Genomic DNA, 20,794 nt, shown 5'->3' on the forward strand with positions numbered 1-20,794 from the left:
GCAGCGGCGGCAGCGGCGAGCAGGGACGTGCGGGGCATGGACGGTCAGCGGTGCGTGTTCCAGGTCGGGTCGGGGGTCCAGGGCCGGGCCAGTCGGGCGCGTACGGCGAGTGCCACCGACAGCAGGGCGGGACCGACCAGGCCGACCACGGCCGCCGTCGCGGCGAGCGCCGTCCAGTCCGGGGCGAACGCGGCCGGCATGCCGTCGGCGGCCCCGGCCAGCGGTTGCAGGGCCAGCAGGCCCACCGGGGTGAGCAGGATCAACAGGGCCCAGCCGCCCCGGTGGTCGCCGCGCAGCGCCAGTCCCACGGCGAGCAGCACGGCCGCCGCGAGCACCGCCACGGCGGCGGCGTTGAGCAGGGCCGGAGCAGCCGTCACCCCGCGGTAGGTCCAGGCGAATAGTTCCGGCGCCAACCTCGCCGCCGCCGCCAGACCGGCGACGGCGGCGACCAGCGGCGTCACCCGCAGCGACACCGGCCGCTCGCGGGACGCGCCGAGCGCCACCAGCCCCAACCCGACCTGGGGAAGCAGCACGAACAGCGGCGGGCGGGCCAGGTCGGTGAGCGCGGCGGCGGGGACGAGCGCGACCGTGAGGAGCACCGCGAGCGCGACCGCGCGCCGATGCCACCGGCCGGGTGTCAGCGCCTGCGCCGCGGCGGCGAGCAGCCAGCCGGCCCACGCGACGATGCCGAGCGAGACGAACGGCCCGACCGACGGCTCACCGAAGCCCGGCGGCGCGGGGCGCAGTTCGAGCACCGTCCACATGCCGGCGAGAATGGTGGCGGTGAACAGGGCCACGGCGGCCGCGAGGCGTACGCCCGGGACGAGGTGGATCACGCCGGCGGCGCGTACCCGCTGGCGGAGCCCGCCACGCAGGAGGTCCGCGGCGTCCGCGGGCGCCGGCCAGCGGCGGCCCGGCGCGGCCAGGTCCAGGTACGTGCCGACGATCTCGGCGCCACGGGAGCGCCGGTACTCGGCGGGGTAGGCGAGCAGCAGCCACAGGTAACGTCGCTCAAGATCGATCATGCCAACCCTCCGGCGATTCGCGGGGTGGTCGGCCGGGCGGTGCGGGCCCGCTCGGCCAGCCGCTTGGTGGCGGCCTCGACGTTGCGCCGGAGCCGCTCGGTCTCGGCGCTCAGGGTGGCGTCGCCGGTGGGGGAGAGCCGGTAGTAGCGGCGCAGGCGGCTGTCCACCACCTCCTCCCGGTCGACCTCGACGAGACCGGCGTCGACCAGCCGGTCGAGTGCCCCGTAGAGCGTTCCGGGGCGTAGCGACACGCGGTTGTCGGAGAGGACGGCGACCTCGCGGATCAGCCCGTAGCCGTGCATCGGCTCGGCGGCGAGCGCGGTGAGGATCAGGAAGGTGGGTTCGCGCAGCGGTGTATCCATCGCCGTAATATATCGGATGCGAAGGCATGTTGGGGGGCGTGACGAAACGAGCCGGGCCGGCTCCGCGATCGCGGAGCCGGCCCGGCCGGTGGTGCGGGGACTGCTCAGCAGTCGTAGGCAGCTCAGCAGTCGTAATACATGGCGAACTCGTGCGGGGTCGGGCGCAGACGCACCGGGTCGACCTCGTTGGCGCGCTTCCAGTCGACCCAGGTGGAGATCAGGTCGGGGGTGAAGACGCCGCCGTCGAGCAGGTAGTCGTGGTCGGCCTCCAGCGAGTCGAGCACGGCCGGCAGCGAGTCCGGGACCTGCTTGACGTCGCCCCACTCCTCCGGCGGGAGGTCGTAGAGGTCCTTGTCGATCGGCGTCGGCGGCTCGATCTTGCTCTTGATGCCGTCCAGGCCGGCCATCATCATGGCCGAGAAGGCCAGGTAGACGTTGGCCGACGGGTCCGGAACGCGGAACTCGACGCGCTTGGCCTTCGCGTTGCTGCCGGTCACCGGGATGCGGGTGCAGGCGGAGCGGTTGCGCTGCGAGTAGACCAGGTTGACCGGCGCCTCGTAGCCGGGCACCAGACGGCGGTACGAGTTGATCGTCGGGTTGGTGAAGGCCAGCAGCGACGGTGCGTGGTGCAGCAGACCGCCGATGTACCAGCGGGCGGTGTCGGACAGGCCGGCGTAGCCGGTCTCGTCGTAGAACAGCGGCTCACCGTTGAGCCAGAGGCTCTGGTGGGTGTGCATGCCGGAGCCGTTGTCGCCGAACAGCGGCTTGGGCATGAACGTCGCGGTCTTGCCGTTGGCCCAGGCCTCGTTCTTCACGATGTACTTGAAGAGCTGGAGCTGGTCGGCGGCGTGCAGCAGCGTCGAGAACTTGTAGTTGATCTCGGACTGACCGGCGGTGCCCACCTCGTGGTGCGAACGCTCCACGGTAAAGCCGCTGTCGACGAGCCGACGCACGATCGAGTCGCGCAGGTCGGCGTAGTGGTCGACCGGGGGCACCGGGAAGTAACCGCCCTTATACGCGGTCTTGTAACCGCGGTTGCCGCCCTCCTCCTCGCGGCCGGTGTTCCACGCGCCCTCGACCGAGTCGATGTAGTAGAACGACTGGTGCGCCGAGGTCTCGTGGCGGATCGAGTCGAAGATGTAGAACTCCGCCTCGGCACCGAAGTAGGCGGTGTCGGCGATGCCGCTCGCGGCGAGGTACGCCTCGGCCTTCTTCGCGACGTTGCGCGGGTCGCGGCTGTAGGCCTCGCGGGTGAACGGGTCGTGGATGAAGAAGTTGAGCGCGAGGGTCTTCTGCGCCCGGAACGGGTCGATGAACGCGGTGGCGACGTCCGGGAGCAGGAGCATGTCCGACTCGTGGATCGCCTGGAAACCGCGGATCGACGAACCGTCGAACGCGAGGCCGTCGGTGAAGAAGTCGTCGTTGACGGACTCGACCGGCAGGTTGAAGTGCTGCATCACGCCGGGCAGGTCACAGAAACGAACGTCGACGAACTTCACGTCCTCGTTCTTGAGGTATCGCAGCAGTTCCTCGGGATTGGCGAACACACATCCTCCTGGCACGTCCACGGGGTGGCTAGGCTCCTGGCGACGCTATGGCCGGGGGGTTGCCCGGCCATGTCTTGAGTGTTTCTGCCGTGTTACGTCCCTCGCGGAGCGTCAGTGACGCTCCTGTCCACGCACTCAGCCTGCGCGAACGCCGTACCGACTGTGCCAGTGTAATGACACTTGATGTTATTGGTCCGAATCGGCACGCAGTGGTGACGGCGATCCGAGGCCCCGATCCGGACGCGGATACCCTTGATCGCTGTGACCAATCCGCACGTCCCGGCAGCGCCGGCCACCGATCCCACCTTCACCCCGCCGAGCCTGGGTCGGCGCTTCGGAGCGTTGATCATCGACTGGGTGCTCTGCCTGCTGGTGGCCAACATCTTCGCCGATCCGGTACGCGACGGCTGGGCTCCGGTGCTGGTGCTGATCCTGGAGTACGGCATCTTCCTCGGCCTCTTCGCCCAGACGCCCGGCATGTACATCACCAAGGTCCGCTGCGTGAACTGGCACGACGGGGGCCGGATCGGCGCGCTCCGCGCGCTGGCCCGGGGCGTGCTGCTGGCGCTCGTCGTCCCCGCGCTGATCATGGATGAGCACCGTCGGGGCGTGCACGATCGCCTCGTCGACTCGGTCATCGTCGACGCCCCGCGCGGCTGAAGGAGCCGGACCCGTGCGGGTCCGGCTCCTTCGCGTACACCTGAGGGGTCAGCGGCCCCGCGACTGGCGGGAGGCGCCCGGCGGCCGCATGTTCTTCGGGATCGCGCCCTTGGGCATCTGCGGACGGGCGGTGAGCGCCTTGAGTCGCTTGTCCAGCGCGTTGACGTCCTTGCCGCTGAGCGCGCGGGGCAGCCGCAGCAGCGTCGTGCGCAGCTTGCGGATCGGCAGCTCGCCCTCCTGCTGGCCGATCACGTAGTCGTGCAGCGGGGCGGAGCCGATCACCTTGGCCAGCCGTCGCTTCTCCTGCCCGAGCAGGCCGCGCACCCGTTGCGGGTTGCCCTCGGCCAGCAGGATCACGCCGGGCCGGCCGATCACCAGGTGGACCATGTCCATCTGGGTGGTCGAGCTGACGGCAGGGGTGACCCGCCAGTCGCCGCGCATGTTGTCCATGATCTGCGCCGCCGCGCCGGGCTGCCCCTCGGCGGCGTTCATCATCGCCTTGTTGGACCGCAGGTTCAGCACGATCAGCACCGCGAGCAGAGCGAACAGGATGCCCAGCGGCAGCCAGATCCAGCTCCAGAGGATCACCGCGACCACGGTGAGCGCGAGCGGGAGGAGCACCGCTGCGGCGACCAGCGGCGCGAACCACCGGTCCTGCTTGGCGGTGAACTGGAACACCATCCCGATCTGCTTCAGCCGCTGGCCGAACGAGACCTTCTCCTGGGGCTTTGCCATGCCGCAGAGTCTAGTGGGCCCCGCCGGCCGCGTTGATCCGCGTCCGGGTGCCGGCCGGCTGAGTACCTTACGTCGCCTCAGGCGTCCCGGCCGGGCGGGTAAGGAGGGTGTGGCCGGGCAAGATGAGGCGGTGTGCCCATGCCGGGCCGGGGCCTTCGCGCGGACAGTCGTCAGCAGAGGACGACGACACGACGAAGGAGCCCGACATGTTCGGCAACGACGTAGATTTCCTGCTCTCCGTGCACCGTACCCACGCCGCTGAGCTGCGGGCCGATGCTGCGGCGGAACGACTGGCGCGGTCGGTGCCGCGCTCGGGTCGTACCTGGCTGGGCCGTCGCCAGCCGGCCCGCCGCACGGGTGACGACCGCCGGTGAACTCGACCGCCGCACCCACCGCGCCCAACGGGCCCGGGCCCGGGCCGTCAGTCGGTGGGCCTGGGTCCGAGCTGCCGACCGGCGGGGCCGGTGCTTCGTCCGGTCATGGCATGCTCGGTCCCGTGACCGTACGTGCCGCCAGTTCCGTCCTCGTCGGCCGCCAGCGTGAGATCGCGGCGCTGCGGGACGCGCTGGGCCGCGCCGGGAAGGGCGAGCCGGCCACCGTGCTGGTCGGTGGCGAGGCGGGTGTGGGCAAGACCCGGCTGCTGGAGGAGTTCGCGGCCGGGGCCACCGCCGGGGGCGTCCGGGTGCTGGTCGGTCAGTGCCTGGAGTTGGGTGAGGCGGGTCTGCCGTTCGCCCCGTTCGCCGCGGCGCTGCGCGCGGTGTTGCGCGCCGACGGCGCGGAGGTCTTCGCCGGCTACGAGGCGGAGTTCGCCCGCCTGCTGCCGGAGCTGGGCCGGGTGCCGGCGGGGTTGACCGCCCCGAGCACGCGACCACTGACCGACGCCCCCCGCGGATACCTGTTCGACCTGGTCGCCGAACTGTTCCAGCGACTCGCCGACGTCCGGCCACTGCTGCTGATCATCGAGGACCTGCACTGGGCGGACCGTTCCACCCGGGACCTGATCGGTTTCCTGGTCCGGGCCGCGCGGCCGGGCCGGCTGCTGCTGGTCTGCACCTACCGCACCGACGAGTTGCAGCGTGGCCATCCGCTGCGCCCGTTCCTCGCCGAGCTGGACCGGGCACGCGGTGTCGAGCGGGTCGAGCTGGGTCGGCTGGACCGCGACGGCACCGGCGCGATCCTCGCCGACCTGCTCGGCGGTGAGCCGGCGCCCCGTGCCGTCGACGACATCCACGACCGTACGCAGGGCAACCCCTTCTTCATCGAGGAGCTGGCCGTCGCCGGCTCCCCGCTCGGTTGCGCGGCGCTGCCCGAGACGCTGCGCGACCTGCTGCTGGCCCGGGTGGAGCGGTTGCCCGAGCCGGCCCAGCGGGTGCTGCGGATCGCGGCGGCCGGCGGCACCCGCTTCGCCCACGGTCTGCTCGCCGAGGTCGCCGGCCTGCCCGAGGCCGAGCTGGAGGACGCGTTGCGCGCCGCCGTCGCCGCCCAACTGGTGGTGGCCGACCCGGACGGCGACTACGAGTTCCGGCACGCTCTGGTGCGCGAGGCCGTGCACGACGAGTTGCTGCCCGGCGAGCACGCCCGGCTGCACGCGCGGTTCGCCGCCGCGATCGAGGCCCAGCCGCACCTGGTCGTCGCCGGCCGCGCCCCGGCCGAGATCGCCCACCACTGGTACGCGGCGCACGACCACCCCCGCGCCCTGGTCGCCGCGCGGGTCGCGGCCTGCGCCGCCGCCGACCGGTACGCCTACGCCGAGCAGCGTCGACTGCTGGAACGGGCGTTGGAGCTGTGGGAGCTGGTGCCCGACGCGACCGACCTGCTCGGCATGGACCACCTGGCGTTGCTGGAGCAGACCCTGGACGCGGCGGTGACGGCCGGCGACTTCAGTCGCGCCATCACGTTGACCCGCGCCGGACTGGCCGAGGTGGACGCCGACGCGGCGCCGCTGCGCGCCGCCCGCCTGCTGGACCAGCGGGGCCGGCTGATGGCCCTGCTCGGCAAGAGCGACGGCAGGCCGGAGCTGGATGAGGCGTACCGCCTGGCAGCGGGCGGGCCCTTCGGGGTGGAGCGCGTCCGGCTGCTCGCCGACATCGCCGCCCACCTGGTCAAGATCGATCCTGAGCAGGCGGCCCGGGTCGCCGCCGAGGCGAGCACGGACGCCGAGGCGCTCGGCGAGGAGCTGGTCCTGCTGCCGACGCGGATCGCTTTGCTCTGTCACCAGCGGTTGGGGGACCGGTTGGCCGAGCTGGGCAGTGCCGAGGGGGTGGCCCAGGCGGCCGGGGACACGGCGGCTCTCGTGCTGGTCAAGGTGTTCCAGTCGGACGTGCTCTGCGAGCTGGGCCGCTACGCCGAGTCCGCACAGGCGGCCGAGGCCGGCCTGACCGAGGCGCGGCGGGTGGGGATCAGCCGCTCGGCCGGGGCGTACCTGCTGTCCAACCGGGCCGAGGCGCTCATCGCGCTGGGCCGGTGGGACGAGGCCGAGACGGTCTGCGCGGAGGCCGCCCGGATCGACCTGTCCGGCGTCACCGGGCTGCACTGGTTGCAGGTGGGCGCCGGTCTGCGGCTGGCGCGGGCGCACCCGGGGGCCGGCGAGATGGTCGACCGGGCGTTGGCCTTCCTCGGCCGGCCCTACCTGTGGCCGAACCACCGCCTGCCCCTGCACGAGCTAGGCATCGAGGCGGCGCTGGCCGCCGACGACAAGATCGAGGCGGTCCGTGCGGCCCGCGTCGCGGTGGCCGACGACAGCCTGCCGCACCTGCCCCGCGAGGGTTGGCCGGTGCTGAGCGCCGCCGCGCGTACCGCCGCCCGGGTGGGCGACGGGGAGCTGGCCGCCGCCGTCGCCGCGCTCGCGGCCGACCTGCCGGCGCGGCACCCGGCCGCGCGGGCGCACGCCGCCCAGGTCAACGCCCTGCTGGCGGCCGATGACGAGGCGTTGCCGGCGTGGCGGGCGGCGGTGCAGGCGTGGCGCGTCGACGGGCAGCAGTACCCGCTCGGCCGGGCGTTGCTGGCGCTGGCCGAGGCCGCCGCCGCGGCGGGCGAGCGCGACGAGGTGTCGGCGGCGGTCACCGAGGCGGCCCAGATCGCCCGGCGGCTGGGCGCGACGCCGCTGGCCGAGACGGCCGCCACCCTGGCGCGGCGGGTCGGCCTGCGGGGGGCGGGCAACGGTGGGGCCGGGGCCGATCTGCTGACGTCCCGGGAACGGGAGGTGCTGCGGCTGGTCGCCGAGGGGCACAGCAACAGCCGGATCGCCGAGCGGCTGTTCATCTCCCCGAAGACGGCCAGCGTGCACGTCTCCCGGATCATCGCCAAGCTGGACGTGACCAACCGCGGGGAGGCCGCCGCGCTGGCCCGCCGTCTCGGCCTGCTCGCCGAGCCCGCCGCGCCCCGCTGAGAGCGGCGCGGTCTGCTCAGCCGCGCGGCAGGTAGATCCGCCAGCCGTCGAGGGTGACCAGGTCCAGGTCGGCCGGGCCGGCGCCGAGCCGCTCGTCGAGCCGGGCCGCCAGCGGCGAGCCGGTCGGCGCGACCCAGGCCGGCGCCGCCGCACGCTCCACCTCGCGGCGGTACGCGGCGTAGCGGTCGAAGCCGGGGCGCAGGGTGTCGTCGACGACCGCGCAGACCACCTTCTCGCCGCTCGCGAAGGTGAGGCGGTTGCAGGTCCAGTAGCCAGCGCGGACGTGTCGTACGCCAAGGTGGCGCAGCGTGGCCACCAGCTCGGCGTGCCGCGCCTCGGCGGCCCGGGTCGCCGGGGCTGTCCGCGCCGCCTGCCCGGTGGCGTACGCGGCCGTGACCAGCGTCGCGGCGAGGACGACGACTGCGGCCAGCCGGGCCACCGGCCACCCGGCGAACCGCGCGGCTGTCGACCCGCCGCCGCGCCGGGCCAGCGTCCACGCCGGCCAGAGCAGCGCCGGTACGGAGATGAGCAGCGTGGACAGATAACGCGAACTCTCCACCGGGGTCAGACCGGAGGAACTGCTCAGCGTGTACGCGGCGAGGGTGGCCGCTGCGGCCAGCACGAGAGCCAGCCGCATCGCCGCCGCGAGCCGGGGTGCCAAACCGGCCGAGCCGGCCGAGCCACCCGAGTTGCCAGAGCCGGCCGAGCCGTCCAGGCGCGGCCCAGCGTCCGCGTCGGACGGGTGGCGGAGCGCCCGCCAGGCCGTGCCGGCGGCGACGACCAGCAGCACCGGCAGCGCGTACGCCCACCACAGTTGCCAGGTGGCGCAGGACCCGGCGCCGCAGAACCCCATGCCCAGCGGCGGCCCGAGCAGCAGCCCGCCGTGCAGCCGGTCCGCCCAGCTCGCGGTGGCGTCCGCACCGCCGGCGGCGAGCACCGCGTGCAGCGGGTTACGGCCGGTCAGCAGGCTGTGCCCCAGCAGCGGGGCAGCCCCCAGCACGGCGGCCGCCCCGAGCAGCGCTCCGGCCCGCCCGCGCAGCTCGCGGTGGCGGAAACCGACCAGCACCGCCCCGGTCGCCACGACGTACGGCAGCGCCAGCGGATCGACCCAGAGCAGCAGCCCGGCCAGGAACCCCCAGACCGCCCAGCGGGCGAGTCGCCACCCCGGCCGGCCGGCGGCCAGGTCGACGGCGAGCAGGGCGAGCGCCACCCCGGCCGCGTTCATCTCGGGGTAGCCGCCGCCGGCGATCAACTGGTTCTTGACCACCCGGTCGGCGCCGAGCGCCAGCAGCGCCACCACCAGCAGGGCGAACCAGCGGTCCCCGGTCAGCCGCAGCGTCAGCCGCCAGGTCAGCAGCAGGAACAGCACGTACAGCGCCAGCGTGGGCAGCCGCAGACCGAACAGGGACGGCCCGAACAGCGCGAACACCGGCGCGGCCAGGTACGCCTCCAGCGTGCCCATGTACTGCTGGCCGTAGAACCAGACCGGGAAGCCCTCGCCCCGGGCGATGTGCAGCGCGGCCAGCCCCATGGTGGCCTCGTCGCTGTTCGTCGGGGGAGTGGCGTGGCCCAGCAGCCAGAGCCGGTAGCCGACCCCGGCGAGCACTGTCAGGCCGGTGAGCCAGCCGACCAGGCCGAGGCGCGAACCGGGCCGCGGACGCGGTCGACCCGCGCCGCGCGGCTGTTCGCGTACCCCGGCGGTCATCGCACGATCATGACACTCGGACGCCGCACGGCCCGTGCGGCGCTGTCGGCGGGTCAGCCGGCGGTGGCGACCGGGGTGGCGGCGCGGGCGTCGAGCGCCTGCTTGTAGAGCCGGCCGGCCCGGTACGACGAGCGCACCAGCGGCCCGCTCATCACCCCGGCGAAGCCGATCTCCTCGGCCTCCTCGCGCAGCTCCACGAACTCCTCCGGCTTGACCCAACGCGTCACCGGGTGGTGCCGGGGGGAGGGGCGCAGGTACTGCGTGATGGTGATCAGCTCGCAGCCCGCCTCGTGCAGGTCGCGCAGCGCCTGGGAGATCTCGGCCCGCTCCTCGCCCATGCCCAGGATGAGGTTGCTCTTGGTGACCAGGCCATCGGCGCGGGCCTGCCGGATCACGTCCAGCGAACGGTCGTAGCGGAACGCCGGCCGGATGCGCTTGAAGATGCGCGGCACGGTCTCCACGTTGTGGGCCAGCACCTCGGGCCGGGAGCCGAAGACCTCGGCCAGCTGCGCGGGCACGGCGTTGAAGTCCGGGATGAGCAGCTCGACGCCGCAGCCAGGCTGCAGCGCGTGGATCTGCCGGACCGTCTCGGCGTACAACCAGGCGCCGCCGTCGGGCAGGTCGTCGCGGGCGACACCGGTGATGGTGGCGTACCGCAGGCCCATCGAAACGACCGACTCGGCGACCCGGCGCGGCTCGTCGGCGTCGAACTCGGCCGGCTTGCCGGTGTCGATCTGGCAGAAGTCGCAGCGCCGCGTGCACTGGTCGCCGCCGATGAGGAAGGTGGCCTCCCGGTCCTCCCAACACTCGTAGATGTTGGGGCAGCCGGCCTCCTGGCAGACGGTGTGCAGCCCCTCACGCGAGACGAGCCCGCGCAGCTGGGTGTACTCCGGGCCCATCTTGGCCTTGACCTTGATCCATGGCGGTTTGCGCTCGATCGGCGTCTCGGCGTTGCGCGCCTCGATTCGCAGCAGGCGACGCCCCTCGGGGGCGGCCGTTGCGGTGCGCGCTGCCTGGCCAGTCGTCGGCGCGGAGTGCTCGATCGTCACGAAACGAGCCTACGCCGGACGGCCGTCGTCTATGTGCGGCAGGCGACCGGCGTCACGCCACAGACGTTGTGACGCCCGACACCGGGCAGTCAAAATGAGCGTCACACGCGTGCGAATCTGGTGCTACGGTCAGCGCCGACGGAGCCGAGTAGAGCACCGACCCCCGTTCCCAGTAGAGCCCGCCCGGCTGGCCCCGGTCATCAGGCGACGAACGAGGCCCCCGCTTCGGCGGGGGTGAACCCTGTCCCACCAACTGCCCGCCCAGGTCGGCGCCACCGTGCGGATCGCCGGCTGGGTGCACCGCCGACGACTGCCCAAGTCGGTGGCCTTCCTGATCGTGCGGGACGCCGCCGGCCTGGCCCAGGTGGTCGTCACCGACCCGGCCGTCCGCGCCGAACTGGAGAAACTCACCGAGGAGACGGTCGTCGAGGTGGTCGGCGCGGCCACCTCCAACGACACGGCGCCCGCCGGGGTCGAGCTGACCGACCCGACGGTACGTCCACTCGGGCCGCCCGCCGCGCCGCCACCGTTCGACCTGTACGGGCCGGCGCTCACCGCGAGCTGCCCACCCAACTCGACAACGCGCCGAACCCCCTGACCGGGGATCACACCCCGGGATCCGGGTACCCGCGTCACGGCGGTGGGCCTGGGGAGTGAGGAGCGGGATGGGCGAGCAGGTACGGGCGACGCTACGCGGCCTGCTGCACGTGTTGCCTGCACCGGGCGCCCACCGGGTCGCGCTGCGGGCCGGGATCAGCGTCCTCGTGCCGCTACTCGCGGTGCTCGCCGCCGGCCGCCCGGGCTGGACCACGTACGCGGTCTTCGGGGCGTTCACGTCGCTCTACGGCCGCAACCACGTGCACCTGTCCCGGGCGGCCATGCAGGCCAGCGCCGGGGCGGCCCTCACCGGGTCGGTGGTCCTCGGCGTGCTGGTGGGAGCGCTGCCGTCCCGGGTGTGGGTCGCGGTGCCGGTGGCCGCGGCCGTCGCGGTGCTGGGCGCGGTGCTGGCCACCGCGCAGGATTGGCACCCGCCGGGGCCACTGTTCCTGGTTTTCGCGTTCGGCGCGGTCGCCTCGGCGCCGCACGTGGTGTCGGACGTGCCGGTCGCCGCCGCGCTGGCCGGGCTGAGCGCCCTGTTCTCCCTGCTGGTCGGGAACGTGAGTAGCGTGCTGCGGCGGCAGCGGAGCCGGCCGGCCCGGCTGGCACACGTACGGAGCTGGCAGCCGGTGCGCTATGCCCTGGCCGTGGTGTTCGCCGGCAGCGCCGCGACCGCTGTTGGCATCGGCCACCCGTACTGGGCGATGGTGGCGGCGATCGCTCCGCTCAGCGCCGAGGGGGTCACTGCCCAGCTGGTCCGCGCCGCGCACCGGATCCTCGGCACGCTGCTCGGGCTGCTGACCAGCGCGGTGCTGCTCGCCCCGGCGCTGTCGCCGTACGCCACCGTGCTGGTGGTCGCGGTGCTCCAGATCGTCACCGAACTGCTGGTGGGGCGCAACTACGGGTTGGCGCTGCTGTTCATCACCCCGATGGCGCTGCTCATGGGGCAGCTCGCGGTGGCCCGTCCGCCTGGGCAGCTGCTCTACGACCGGGGAGTGGAGACGGTGATCGGGGCCGGCGTCGGCGGCCTCGTCGTGCTCTGGGAGCCGTGGCTGCGGGCGCGGATCGGCGCCGGCGGGCGGGAGCGGTGACCCGCTCCCGTCGCTCAGACCTCGACCAGGGTGGACAGGCGCCGTTGGACCACCGGGAGTACGTCGGCGACGGTGATCGGGCGGCTTAGCTCGGCGGTCAGGGAGGTGACGCCAGCGTCGCGGATGCCGCACGGAACGATCCGGTCGAAGTACGTCAGGTCGCAGTCGCAGTTGATCGAGAAGCCGTGCAGGGTGACGCCCCGGGCCACCCGGATGCCGATGGCGGCCACCTTGCGGGCCGGCCCTCGGTCGTCCTCGGGCACCCAGACCCCGCTGCGCCCCTCGACCCGGCCGGCGGACAGCCCGAACTCGGCGCACACGTCGATCAGCAGCTCTTCCGTCCGGCGTACGTAGGCGACCACGTCCACCGGGTCGGGCAGCCGCAGGATCGGGTAGCCGACGAGCTGCCCCGGCCCATGCCAGGTGATCTTGCCGCCCCGGTCCACGTCGACGACCGGGGTGCCGTCCATCGGACGGTCCCACGGCTCGGTGCGCTTGCCCGCGGTGTAGACGCTCGGGTGCTCCAGCAGCAGCACGGTGTCGCCGCGCTCGCCAGCCACCACCGACTCGTGCAGGCGTCGCTGCTCGTCCCAAGCTGCCTGGTAGTCGAGCAGGCCGGCACGGACGGCCGTCAGGCCGGGGGTCGTCGTCGTCACGGCGTCCAGCGTAGTCCCGCTACCGGCGACGATCCCTGGTGAGCCGCCTCACCGGGGCCTGGTCGGGCCTGGTGGGGCCCGGCTTCAGGCGATCGACGCCGGGCCGGTGTCCGTGGTCGTTGCGGAACCCTGACGACGACGCAGGCGGCGAACGAGGAGAGCGACGGCGAGCAGCGTCGGCACGGCCAGTGTCAGGTAGAACCAGAGCGGGGCGGCGAACGGCGACGGTCGGCGCTCCGGACCACCGAACGCGGCCCGGGCCAGCAGGTCACCCGGCACCGTCAGGTCGGTCGACCCGGCCGGCGCGGTCACCAGCACCTCGCGCCCGCCACCGGGCGGCAGCGCGGCGAGGATGGTCCGCCGGTCCTCGCCCTGCTCCGTCCCGCTCACCTGCTGCACCACCGGGTCGTCGCCGCGCCAGCCGACGATCCGGCTTGTCGAGGCGCTGACCGGCAGCGGTTGACCGACGGCTTGGCCGGTGGTGGCGTCCAGGAACTCGATCCGCATGCTGCGTGCAGCCGCCTGCTCGCCCGTGCACCTCGGCCCGGCGCAGCCATCGAAGGCGAGCAGCGCGATCCGTCGACCATCCGGGTGCCAGGCGGCCGGGCCGGCCAGCATTCGTCGGTCGCCCAGGTCGACCTGCCAGCGAGGGTCGCCGCCATCCGGGTCGACGACCACCAGCCGCTGTCGCTCGGCGACTGACGCGGGCACGTCGGGCGGACCGGCCACCGCCAGCACGTCACCGTCGGGTGACCAGGCCGCAGCGGCGTGCGCGGCGAAGGTGCCGGCCGCGACCAGCTGCTCGGTGCCCCGGTACGGGTCGACGACGAACAGGTCGTCGGGCTTCTCCGGGTCGTTGAGCGGCTGGTTGTCCGGCCCGTAGCTGATCACCGAATCGTCGTTGCTGCGGGTGCTCAGGACCCGCTGCCCGTCTGGCGACCAGGCCAGCGGCCGCATTTCGGTGTGGATCGTGCGGCGCTGCTGGCCGGTGGTGAGGTCCAGCAGCTCACCGGACGGCCGCAGGTAGTGGCGCCCGTCGGAGGAGAGCAGCCCAGGGTCCTCGGCGACGTGCAGCGGGATCAGCCGGTAACCGCCGTCCCGGCCGACCAGCACACCGGTCGACTCCAGGTAGCGGGTGTGGTTGGTGAAGAAGACCAACGCGGCCGGGCCGGTCGGGCGCTGCCCGACGGTGGCCTGCCACAGCCACGGGTCGTGCAACCGGGACGGCACCGCGCCGGCCGTGTCGCCGCCAGCGGTGCTGTCGGCGGCGGTGCTGGCGGCGGCAGTGGCGGCTGGCGCGCTGAGCGCCACGAGCGCCAGCGCGACGCCGACCGCAGCGCAGCGTCGCAGTTGTCGGCCGGTCTCTCGCATCACCCCATTACACGCGATGAGGGCCGCCCGCGATGCCCCGGTCGATCGCGCCGCTGCCTATTGGTCAGCCGGTGGGATGCGCCAGAGCCAGACGTCGTTGACCCGCTGCGGTTCGCCGAACAGGGCGGTGGCGGTACGCCGGACCGCCGCCTCGTCGACGTCGAACTTCGCGCCGTGCACCTCGTCGGCGAGGACCACCGTCTCGATCCGCCAGTGCCGCAGGTCGGAGCTGACCTCCCGCTTCGTGCCGTCGGTGATGATCGGCGCCAGCCCGGTGCGGCCGGCCTCGTCCATGAGCGCGCTCAGAGTGCGCGGCACCGGCCCGATCCGGCCCCGCCCGTCCGGGCCGCCGGGGCCGAGGAAGAAGCCGCCCGGGATCGCGAACTCGCCCTGCCGGTGCGACAGCGCGTACGCCTGCCAGCGCTGGCCGTCCGGGTAGATGTCGACGGTCAGCGGCAGCGGGGTCAACGTGTTGCCGTCGGAGACGTACTGCCGCCAGGCGCCGGACGTGATGAAGTGCGGGATGGGCTCCCGCTCGCGAGTCAGCAACGGAGTGGGCACCAGCGGCACGAGAGCCGCCGCGAACCCGAGCACCCAGGCCAGCTCCGTGGGGCGGTACCGGGGTGGCGCGGCGCGCAGCTGATCGATGGCGTACGCCAGCAGAATCCCGATCACCGGCGCGACCACCAGGGCCAACCGGGCGGGCAGCGCGGCGTTCACCACCGGCAGTTGCCCGAGCAGGTCGAACGGCATGGGGAGGTCGGTGCGCCGTCCGTCGACCTTCGCCACCGGCCCGAAGGAGAGCACTGTGAAGATCAGCGCGACGATGCCCAGCGCCCAGAGGACTGCCCGGCGGCCGGGGTCGGCGCGTCGCCAGAGCGCGACGAAGCAGACCACGGTGAGCACGAGCAGCGGGATCCCGAAGAACGAGTTTTCCTCGGTGGGGTTGGGCGCCAGCGAGGTGCCCAGCCCGACCTCCCCGGCCAGTGAGCGGCGCGGGAACGCGGTGAAGGCGGCGATGTCCTCAGAGTGGGTCACCGGGTCGAAGCCGGTGCCGTGGAACCGCTGCGGCCCGGCGAAGTGCAGCCACAGCGGGTACGACAGCAGCACCCCGGCGACCACCGCGGTCACGCCGAGCCCGCGGGCGAAGGTGGGCAGAGCGGCTCGGGCCTCGGCGCGGTGGGCCGGGTGCAGCGCCCAGACGGCGACGAACACGCCGAGCGCGAGGGCGGCGAAGAACAGGCCCTCGGCGGCGATCGAGAAGGCCACCGCGACGAGAGCGCCGAGGATCACGCCGTCGCGCAGCCAGTGCCCGGGGCGGCGCAGCGCGAACAGCCGCCAGATCAGCAGCGGCACCAGCCAGCCAGCGGTCCAGTTCAGGTGGGCGTTGGCGTGCGAGACCATGCCGGGGGAGTAGGCGATGAACAGGCCGCCGACCCCGGCGGCGAGGCGGCTGCGCACCACGTGCCGCGAGAGCAGCCAATACCAGGCCAGCGCGGTGGCGAGCAGGTTCAGCGTGAGGATCACCAGAAACGTCGCCGGTGGCCCGATGAGGTAGGTGAGCGGGGCGAAGACCACCGCGTACACCGTGATCGAGGTGTTGACCGCGAGGTTCACGCCGTCCGGAACATTGATCAGGTACGTGAAGAAGGGGTTCTCCCCGTGGGTGACCGCGTGCCCGCCGAAGGCCAGCAGCCACTCGAACAACGCCTGGTCGCTGGAGTTGACGGTGATCGCGCGTACGTTCGGGTCCCGCCACAGGCCGCTGGTCACCCAGACGGCGAGCGCGAGCGCCACCAGCACGACGATCAGGTCGGCCCAGCGGCCCCGGAGGGCGCGCGGCGGCGACGCGGGTGCGGGCCCGGTGGCCAGCGACGGGGAGGACGGCACGCAGCGGACGTTACCAACCGGACCTGGACGAGCCGGTCAGACCAGCGGTTGTTGTCGACTCCGCTGCCTCCTCGGTGGCCATGATTCGTCGTACACAACGGCTGCCGTGAATGTGTGAGTGTGCCCCATGTCATAGCGGCGACACATCGTCGTAACGTCTCGGCAACTCGACCGTGACCCAGTTCACAGTCTGCCCCTCTCGGGAGGCCGCCGTGCGCCGCTCCACATCCACCCTCAATCGGCTGCTCGGTGCGGTCGCCGGGCTCGTCCTCGCCGCAGCGGGCGCGATCACCCTCGCCACGCCCGCCCAGGCCGCCACCCTCACCCAGGTCACCGGGTTCGGCTCCAACCCGGGCAACCTCGCCATGTACGCCTACCGGCCGGACAACCTGCCGGCCAACTCCCCGGCCGTGGTGCTGCTGCACGGGTGCACCCAGAACGCCGCCGGCTACTTCGCCGGCTCCGGCTGGCAGAAGTACGCCGACCAGTGGAAGTTCGCCCTGATCGTCGCCCAGCAACCCTCCGGCAACAACGCCAACTCGTGCTTCAACTTCTTCGAGAGCGGCGACACCGCCCGGGGTCAGGGCGAGGCGCTGTCGATCAAGCAGATGGTCGACCACGCCAAGGCGAACTTCGCGGTCGACGGTTCCCGGGTCTTCGTCAGCGGCCTCTCCGCGGGCGGGGCGATGAGCGCCGTCATGCTGGCCACCTACCCGGACGTCTTCGCCGCCGGATCGATCATCGCCGGCATTCCGTACCGCTGCGCCACGAGCATGGTCAACGCGTTCAGCTGCATGAACCCGGGCACGGACAAGACCCCGGCCGCCTGGGGCGACCTGGTCCGTGGCGCCTACTCCGGCTACACCGGCCCGCGCCCCCGGGTGGCCATCTGGCACGGCACGTCGGACACCACGGTCACCCCGCTCAACGGCACCGAGTCCCGCGACCAGTGGACCAACGTGCGGGGGATCTCCCAGACGCCGACCAGCACGTCGTCGCTGCCCGGCAACACCAGCCTGGAGGTGTACGGCAACGACGAGGTACGCCTCTATCGGGTCTCCGGCATGGGCCACGGCACCCCGGTCGACCCGGGCTCCGCCGCGGACCAGTGCGGCACCGCTGGCGCGTACTTCCTGGACACCATCTGCTCGACGTACCGCGACGCGCTCTTCTTCGGCCTGAACGGCGGCGGCGGCACCCCCACCCCGACCCCCACGGCCACCCCCACCGCCACGCCGAGCCCCACCGCCAGCCCGACGCCGACGCCGACCACGCCGGCGACCTGCGTGACGGCGACCAACTACGCCCACGTCACCGCCGGTCGGGCATACCAGTCCGGCGGTTACGCCTACGCGAACGGCTCCAACCAGCGCATGGGCCTCTACAACACCTTCTACACCAGCACCCTGAAGCTGACCGCCCCCAACTACTGGGTGATCGGCTGCTGACCAACCCCCCATCGCCCCGGTGATCAAGAGGTTTGCGTCAGAATCCGGCCCCCGGATGACGCAAACCTCTTGATCAACTGGGGGAGTGGTCAGGCGGTGAGGGCCGCCTGGAGGGCTTGCGGCAGCGTGGGGTGGTGGTAGGGGTAGTTGGCCTTGGTCAGGACGGCGGGGTGGACTCTCGTGCTGGTGAGGGCCTCGTGGGCGAAGCCGCCCAGGGCCACCTTCAGGGCCAGGGCGGGGATCGGGATGATCGCCGGCCGGTGCAGCTGGCGGGCCAGCTCCCGGGTGAACTCGGCGTTGGTCACCGGATGCGGCCCCACCACGTTGACCGGGCCGGCGATCTCGTCGTGGGCCAGCAGGAAGAGAGTCGCGTCCAGCCAGTCGGCCATCGAGATCCACGGCAGCCACTGCCGGCCACTGCCCAGCCGTCCGGCGATGCCCATTCTGAACGGCAGCAACTGCGGCTTGAGCAGCCCACCGTCGCGGTGCAGGGGCAGGCCGGTGCGCAGTCGCACCACTCGTACGCCGGCGTCCTCGGCCGGACGGGTCGCGGCCTCCCAGACCCGGCAGACGTCGGCCAGGAAACCCTCGCCGGCGGGCGCGTCCTCCTCGACGACCCGGTCGCCCGTGTTGCCGTACCAGCCGACGGCCGACGAGTTGAGCAGCGCCCGGGGACGGTCGGTGGCCGGCAGCCCGGCGATCGTCGTCGCGAGCGTGCTGCTGCTGTCCACCCGGCTGGTGCGGATGAGCCGCCGGTAGTCGTCGGTCCAGCGCTTGTCGCCGACGCCGGCGCCGGCCAGGTTGATGACGGCGTCCGCACCGGCGACCGCAGCCGGGTCGAGATGGCCGGCCGCCGGGTCCCACTGCCGCTCCCGCGGGTCGCGCGCCGGTCGGCGCACCAACCGGGTGACCTCGTGCCCGTCGGTGGCGAGCCGGTCGCCCAGCCGGGTGCCGAGAAAGCCGGACGCGCCGGCCAGAAGGATCCGCATGCCCTTATCTTCGTCGAAAACGTCACCCTTGGACGCGCCCCGGCCCCACTCCTCGCCGATCTTGCACTTGTGTTGTCGTTCTGCCCAGCAAGGTCCGTTCTGTCGGGACAGCAAGTGCAAGATCGGCGAGGTGGGGGTGGGGTCAGACTTCCGCGACGGGGCGTAGGTCGGTGAGGAGGCGCTCCACCTCGGCGTACGCCTCGGGGGGGAGTGGGCCCAGGGTTAGGGTGGCCAGGTTCTCGTCGGCTTGGGCCACCGTGCGGAGGCCGGGGATCGGCACCGTGCGCGGGCTGCGGGCCAGCAGCCAGCCGAGCGCCCCCTGGGCCAGGGTGCGCCCGTCGGCGGTGAGCGCCGCGCGGACCTGTTCGACCCGTGCCGCCCACCGGGGCGTGGGCCGGCCGTCGGTGAACCACTGCAACCACTCGGGCGCGCGACCGCGCACGTCGTCCGCGCCGAGCGCGCGGGTCGACCCGGTGAGCAGGCCCATCGCCAGCGGCCCCCGGTTGAGGCTGGCCAGATCGTGGCGGTCACAGACGGCGAGGACCGCCGTGTTGTCGCTCAGCACCGACTCGTCGTGCTGGATGGCGGCACAGTTCTTGCCAGCCGCCGCGAACGCGTCCGCCGAGGCCGGGTTGTCGGTGCTCCAGCCGTACGCCCGGATCTTGCCCTGGTCGACCAGGTCCTCCAGGGTGCCGACCAGGTCGAGCGCGGCGGGCGCCGGCAGTTCGTTGATGTGCAGTTGGTAGAGGTCCACGTGGTCGGTGCCGAGCCGGCGCAGCGAGTCTTCCAGGCTGCGCACGGCGAACGCCGGGCTGGCGTCGGTGCCGAGCCACCGTCGGGTGGCCTCGTCGCTGACGTTGCCGAACTTGGTGGCGATCACCGCCTCGGACCGGCGGCCCGCGAGGGCCCGACCGAGGATGCGCTCGCTGTGCCCGGCGCCGTAGTTGCTGGCCGTGTCGAACAGGGTCACTCCGAGGTCGAGAGCCCGGTGGATCGTACGGATCGACTCGTCGTCGTCCACCTCTCCCCAACCGAACGGCTGGCCGTCGTCACCCCAGAGCGGGCCGCCGATCGCCCAGCACCCCATCCCGATCGCGCTCACCTCGATGCCGCTGCGTCCCAGCTTTCGTGTCGTCGTCATGCGGACCAGCCTCCAGCCTGGAGTGCGCTCCAGGTCAAGGGATAACTAGCATCGGGGAACATGAGCGGTTACGCCCCCGCCGAGGCCGCCCGGCGCAGCGGCTTCAGCCTGGACACCCTGCGGTACTACGAGAAGATCGGCCTGCTGGCCGACGTGGGTCGTACGTCGGGAGGCCGGCGCGTCTTCACCGACGACGACCTGAGCTGGCTGGTGCTGTTCCGCTGCCTGCGCGACACCGGGATGCCGATCGCCCAGATGTGCCGGTACGCGGCCCTGGCCCGCGAGGGCGAGCACACCGTCGACGAGCGGCGCGAGCTGCTGCAACGACACGCGGCGCAGGTCGAGGAGCAGATGCGCCTGCTCCAGCGCCAGTACGACCACCTCCGGGAGAAGATCCGCTTCTACGAGCGCCTGCCCGGCCGGACCTCGCCGGACGACGACCGGTGACGGCCGGCGCAACCGGGCGAGCCGGCGTGGGCGATGCGCTGCGGCACGCCGATGTGGCGGTCTCCCAGGCCGGCGACACCGCCATTTCGGCGAGCGGGAGCCGATTTCGGCTCAGCCGGTCGGCGCGGTCAGGCCGAGCAGTTGCTCGGCGGTCCCGGGTCGACCGGTCAGCGCGTTCAGAGCGCTGACCAGCCGCTTCTCCTCGTAGCGGAAGTGTGACTCCAGCAGGGCGGCCAACCCGTCCAGCTCGGCGCGTACCTGGGCGGTCGGCAGCGGCCGGTCGTCGCCCAGCACCTCCTCGATCCGCCCGAGGATCCCCGCCACCACCTCGTGGTCGGCGATCAGGTTGGCCAGGACCGGCCGCAGCTCGGGCACCTCGACGGCCAAGACCCGGAACGCCCCGGCGTCCTCACCGGTGTGGTGGCGGCCGAGCGCGGCGCAGAAGGTCAGACAGTGGGCCCGCAGGTCCCGCGACGGGCGGGCGTCGCCGGTGGGGACGTCGCCAAGGTCGGCTCGCAGGCGGGCCAGCTCCGCGCCGAGCCAGAGGTGGATTTCGATCATCTGAGTGCCGACGGCGGCGAGCCGGTCGGCGGGTGAACTGAACGGGTGCACGTTCGTCCCATGCTGTCCCCGCGTCTCCATGCCCACGGCGGCCTTCGTGCCGGGTGCACCGCGACGCTGTGCCGGAGCCTA

19 protein-coding genes are annotated in these 20,794 nt (G+C 72.9%); 7 read left to right on the top strand and 12 right to left on the bottom strand.

The annotated features are described in order from the left end of the window. Positions 1–44 precede the first annotated feature (44 nt). From OG505_RS01565 to glnA, 3 genes are all read right to left on the bottom strand, one after another. Positions 45–1,025 (bottom strand): hypothetical protein, encoded by a 981-nt coding sequence (locus OG505_RS01565; RefSeq protein WP_405430423.1) that lies wholly within the window; start codon positions 1,023–1,025, stop codon positions 45–47. Beyond that, on the bottom strand, positions 1,022–1,387 hold the full coding sequence (locus OG505_RS01570) for a PadR family transcriptional regulator (RefSeq protein WP_405430424.1): 366 nt from the start codon (positions 1,385–1,387) through the stop codon (positions 1,022–1,024). The genes OG505_RS01565 and OG505_RS01570 overlap by 4 nt, the downstream gene beginning before the upstream one ends. Positions 1,388–1,509: 122 nt before the next feature. After that, positions 1,510–2,934: a type I glutamate--ammonia ligase gene (gene glnA / locus OG505_RS01575; protein ID WP_405430425.1), complete on the bottom strand. Its 1,425-nt coding sequence runs from the start codon at positions 2,932–2,934 to the stop codon at positions 1,510–1,512. A gap of 261 nt (positions 2,935–3,195) precedes the next feature. On the opposite strand from glnA, the gene OG505_RS01580 reads away from it, so the two are divergent. Continuing rightward, positions 3,196–3,594 (top strand): RDD family protein, encoded by a 399-nt coding sequence (locus tag OG505_RS01580; protein ID WP_405430427.1) that lies wholly within the window; start codon positions 3,196–3,198, stop codon positions 3,592–3,594. Between the two features lie 48 nt (positions 3,595–3,642). Here OG505_RS01580 and OG505_RS01585 read toward each other — a convergent pair whose 3' ends face one another. Beyond that, on the bottom strand, positions 3,643–4,329 hold the full coding sequence (locus OG505_RS01585) for a DUF4191 domain-containing protein (protein ID WP_405430429.1): 687 nt from the start codon (positions 4,327–4,329) through the stop codon (positions 3,643–3,645). Between the two features lie 206 nt (positions 4,330–4,535). Here OG505_RS01585 and OG505_RS01590 point away from each other — a divergent pair, with 206 nt between their 5' ends. Together OG505_RS01590 and OG505_RS01595 are read left to right on the top strand one after the other, a co-directional pair. Next, positions 4,536–4,703 (top strand): hypothetical protein, encoded by a 168-nt coding sequence (locus OG505_RS01590; protein WP_405430430.1) that lies wholly within the window; start codon positions 4,536–4,538, stop codon positions 4,701–4,703. A gap of 122 nt (positions 4,704–4,825) precedes the next feature. Beyond that, entirely contained in the window at positions 4,826–7,717 is a 2,892-nt protein-coding gene (locus tag OG505_RS01595) for an AAA family ATPase (protein ID WP_405430431.1), read from the top strand. Positions 7,718–7,733: 16 nt separating this feature from the next. Here the strand turns inward: OG505_RS01595 and OG505_RS01600 are convergent, their stop codons facing one another. Together OG505_RS01600 and lipA are read right to left on the bottom strand one after the other, a co-directional pair. Beyond that, a complete protein-coding gene (locus OG505_RS01600; RefSeq protein ID WP_405430432.1) occupies positions 7,734–9,422 on the bottom strand; it encodes a hypothetical protein in 1,689 nt (562 codons plus the stop codon). A 53-nt stretch (positions 9,423–9,475) separates the two neighbouring features. Next, positions 9,476–10,471 (bottom strand): lipoyl synthase, encoded by a 996-nt coding sequence (gene lipA / locus OG505_RS01605; protein WP_405430434.1) that lies wholly within the window; start codon positions 10,469–10,471, stop codon positions 9,476–9,478. 277 nt (positions 10,472–10,748) lie between these two features. Between lipA and OG505_RS01610 the strand changes: the two genes are divergently transcribed. Next, entirely contained in the window at positions 10,749–11,069 is a 321-nt protein-coding gene (locus tag OG505_RS01610; RefSeq protein ID WP_405430435.1) for an OB-fold nucleic acid binding domain-containing protein, read from the top strand. Positions 11,070–11,136: 67 nt separating this feature from the next. Further along, positions 11,137–12,159, top strand: a complete 1,023-nt coding sequence (locus tag OG505_RS01615; protein ID WP_405430437.1) for an FUSC family protein — start codon at positions 11,137–11,139, stop codon at positions 12,157–12,159. A gap of 14 nt (positions 12,160–12,173) precedes the next feature. On the opposite strand, the gene lipB is transcribed toward OG505_RS01615, so the two are convergent. The 3 genes from lipB to OG505_RS01630 all read right to left on the bottom strand — a co-directional run bounded on the left by lipB (position 12,174) and on the right by OG505_RS01630 (position 16,076). Next, a complete protein-coding gene (gene lipB / locus OG505_RS01620; protein WP_405430439.1) occupies positions 12,174–12,815 on the bottom strand; it encodes a lipoyl(octanoyl) transferase LipB in 642 nt (213 codons plus the stop codon). 84 nt (positions 12,816–12,899) lie between these two features. After that, complete coding sequence (locus OG505_RS01625) at positions 12,900–14,186, bottom strand: TolB family protein (protein ID WP_405430440.1); 1,287 nt, start codon at positions 14,184–14,186, stop codon at positions 12,900–12,902. 57 nt (positions 14,187–14,243) lie between these two features. Continuing rightward, positions 14,244–16,076 carry a DUF2079 domain-containing protein gene (locus tag OG505_RS01630; protein ID WP_405430442.1) on the bottom strand — a complete coding sequence of 611 codons (1,833 nt, stop codon included), beginning with the start codon at positions 16,074–16,076 and terminating at the stop codon, positions 14,244–14,246. 212 nt (positions 16,077–16,288) lie between these two features. Between OG505_RS01630 and OG505_RS01635 the strand changes: the two genes are divergently transcribed. Continuing rightward, complete coding sequence (locus OG505_RS01635) at positions 16,289–17,524, top strand: PHB depolymerase family esterase (protein WP_405430443.1); 1,236 nt, start codon at positions 16,289–16,291, stop codon at positions 17,522–17,524. A gap of 89 nt (positions 17,525–17,613) precedes the next feature. On the opposite strand, the gene OG505_RS01640 is transcribed toward OG505_RS01635, so the two are convergent. Next, entirely contained in the window at positions 17,614–18,513 is a 900-nt protein-coding gene (locus tag OG505_RS01640) for a TIGR01777 family oxidoreductase (RefSeq protein ID WP_405430445.1), read from the bottom strand. A 142-nt stretch (positions 18,514–18,655) separates the two neighbouring features. Further along, on the bottom strand, positions 18,656–19,654 hold the full coding sequence (locus OG505_RS01645) for an aldo/keto reductase (RefSeq protein ID WP_405430446.1): 999 nt from the start codon (positions 19,652–19,654) through the stop codon (positions 18,656–18,658). 60 nt (positions 19,655–19,714) lie between these two features. Between OG505_RS01645 and OG505_RS01650 the strand changes: the two genes are divergently transcribed. Beyond that, a complete protein-coding gene (locus OG505_RS01650) occupies positions 19,715–20,101 on the top strand; it encodes a MerR family transcriptional regulator (RefSeq protein WP_405430448.1) in 387 nt (128 codons plus the stop codon). A gap of 111 nt (positions 20,102–20,212) precedes the next feature. On the opposite strand, the gene OG505_RS01655 is transcribed toward OG505_RS01650, so the two are convergent. Continuing rightward, a complete protein-coding gene (locus OG505_RS01655) occupies positions 20,213–20,713 on the bottom strand; it encodes a hemerythrin domain-containing protein (protein WP_405430450.1) in 501 nt (166 codons plus the stop codon). Positions 20,714–20,794 lie beyond the last annotated feature (81 nt).

The sequence above is a fragment of the Micromonospora sp. NBC_00617 genome, from assembly GCF_045161355.1.
Lineage (GTDB): Bacteria > Actinomycetota > Actinomycetes > Mycobacteriales > Micromonosporaceae > Micromonospora.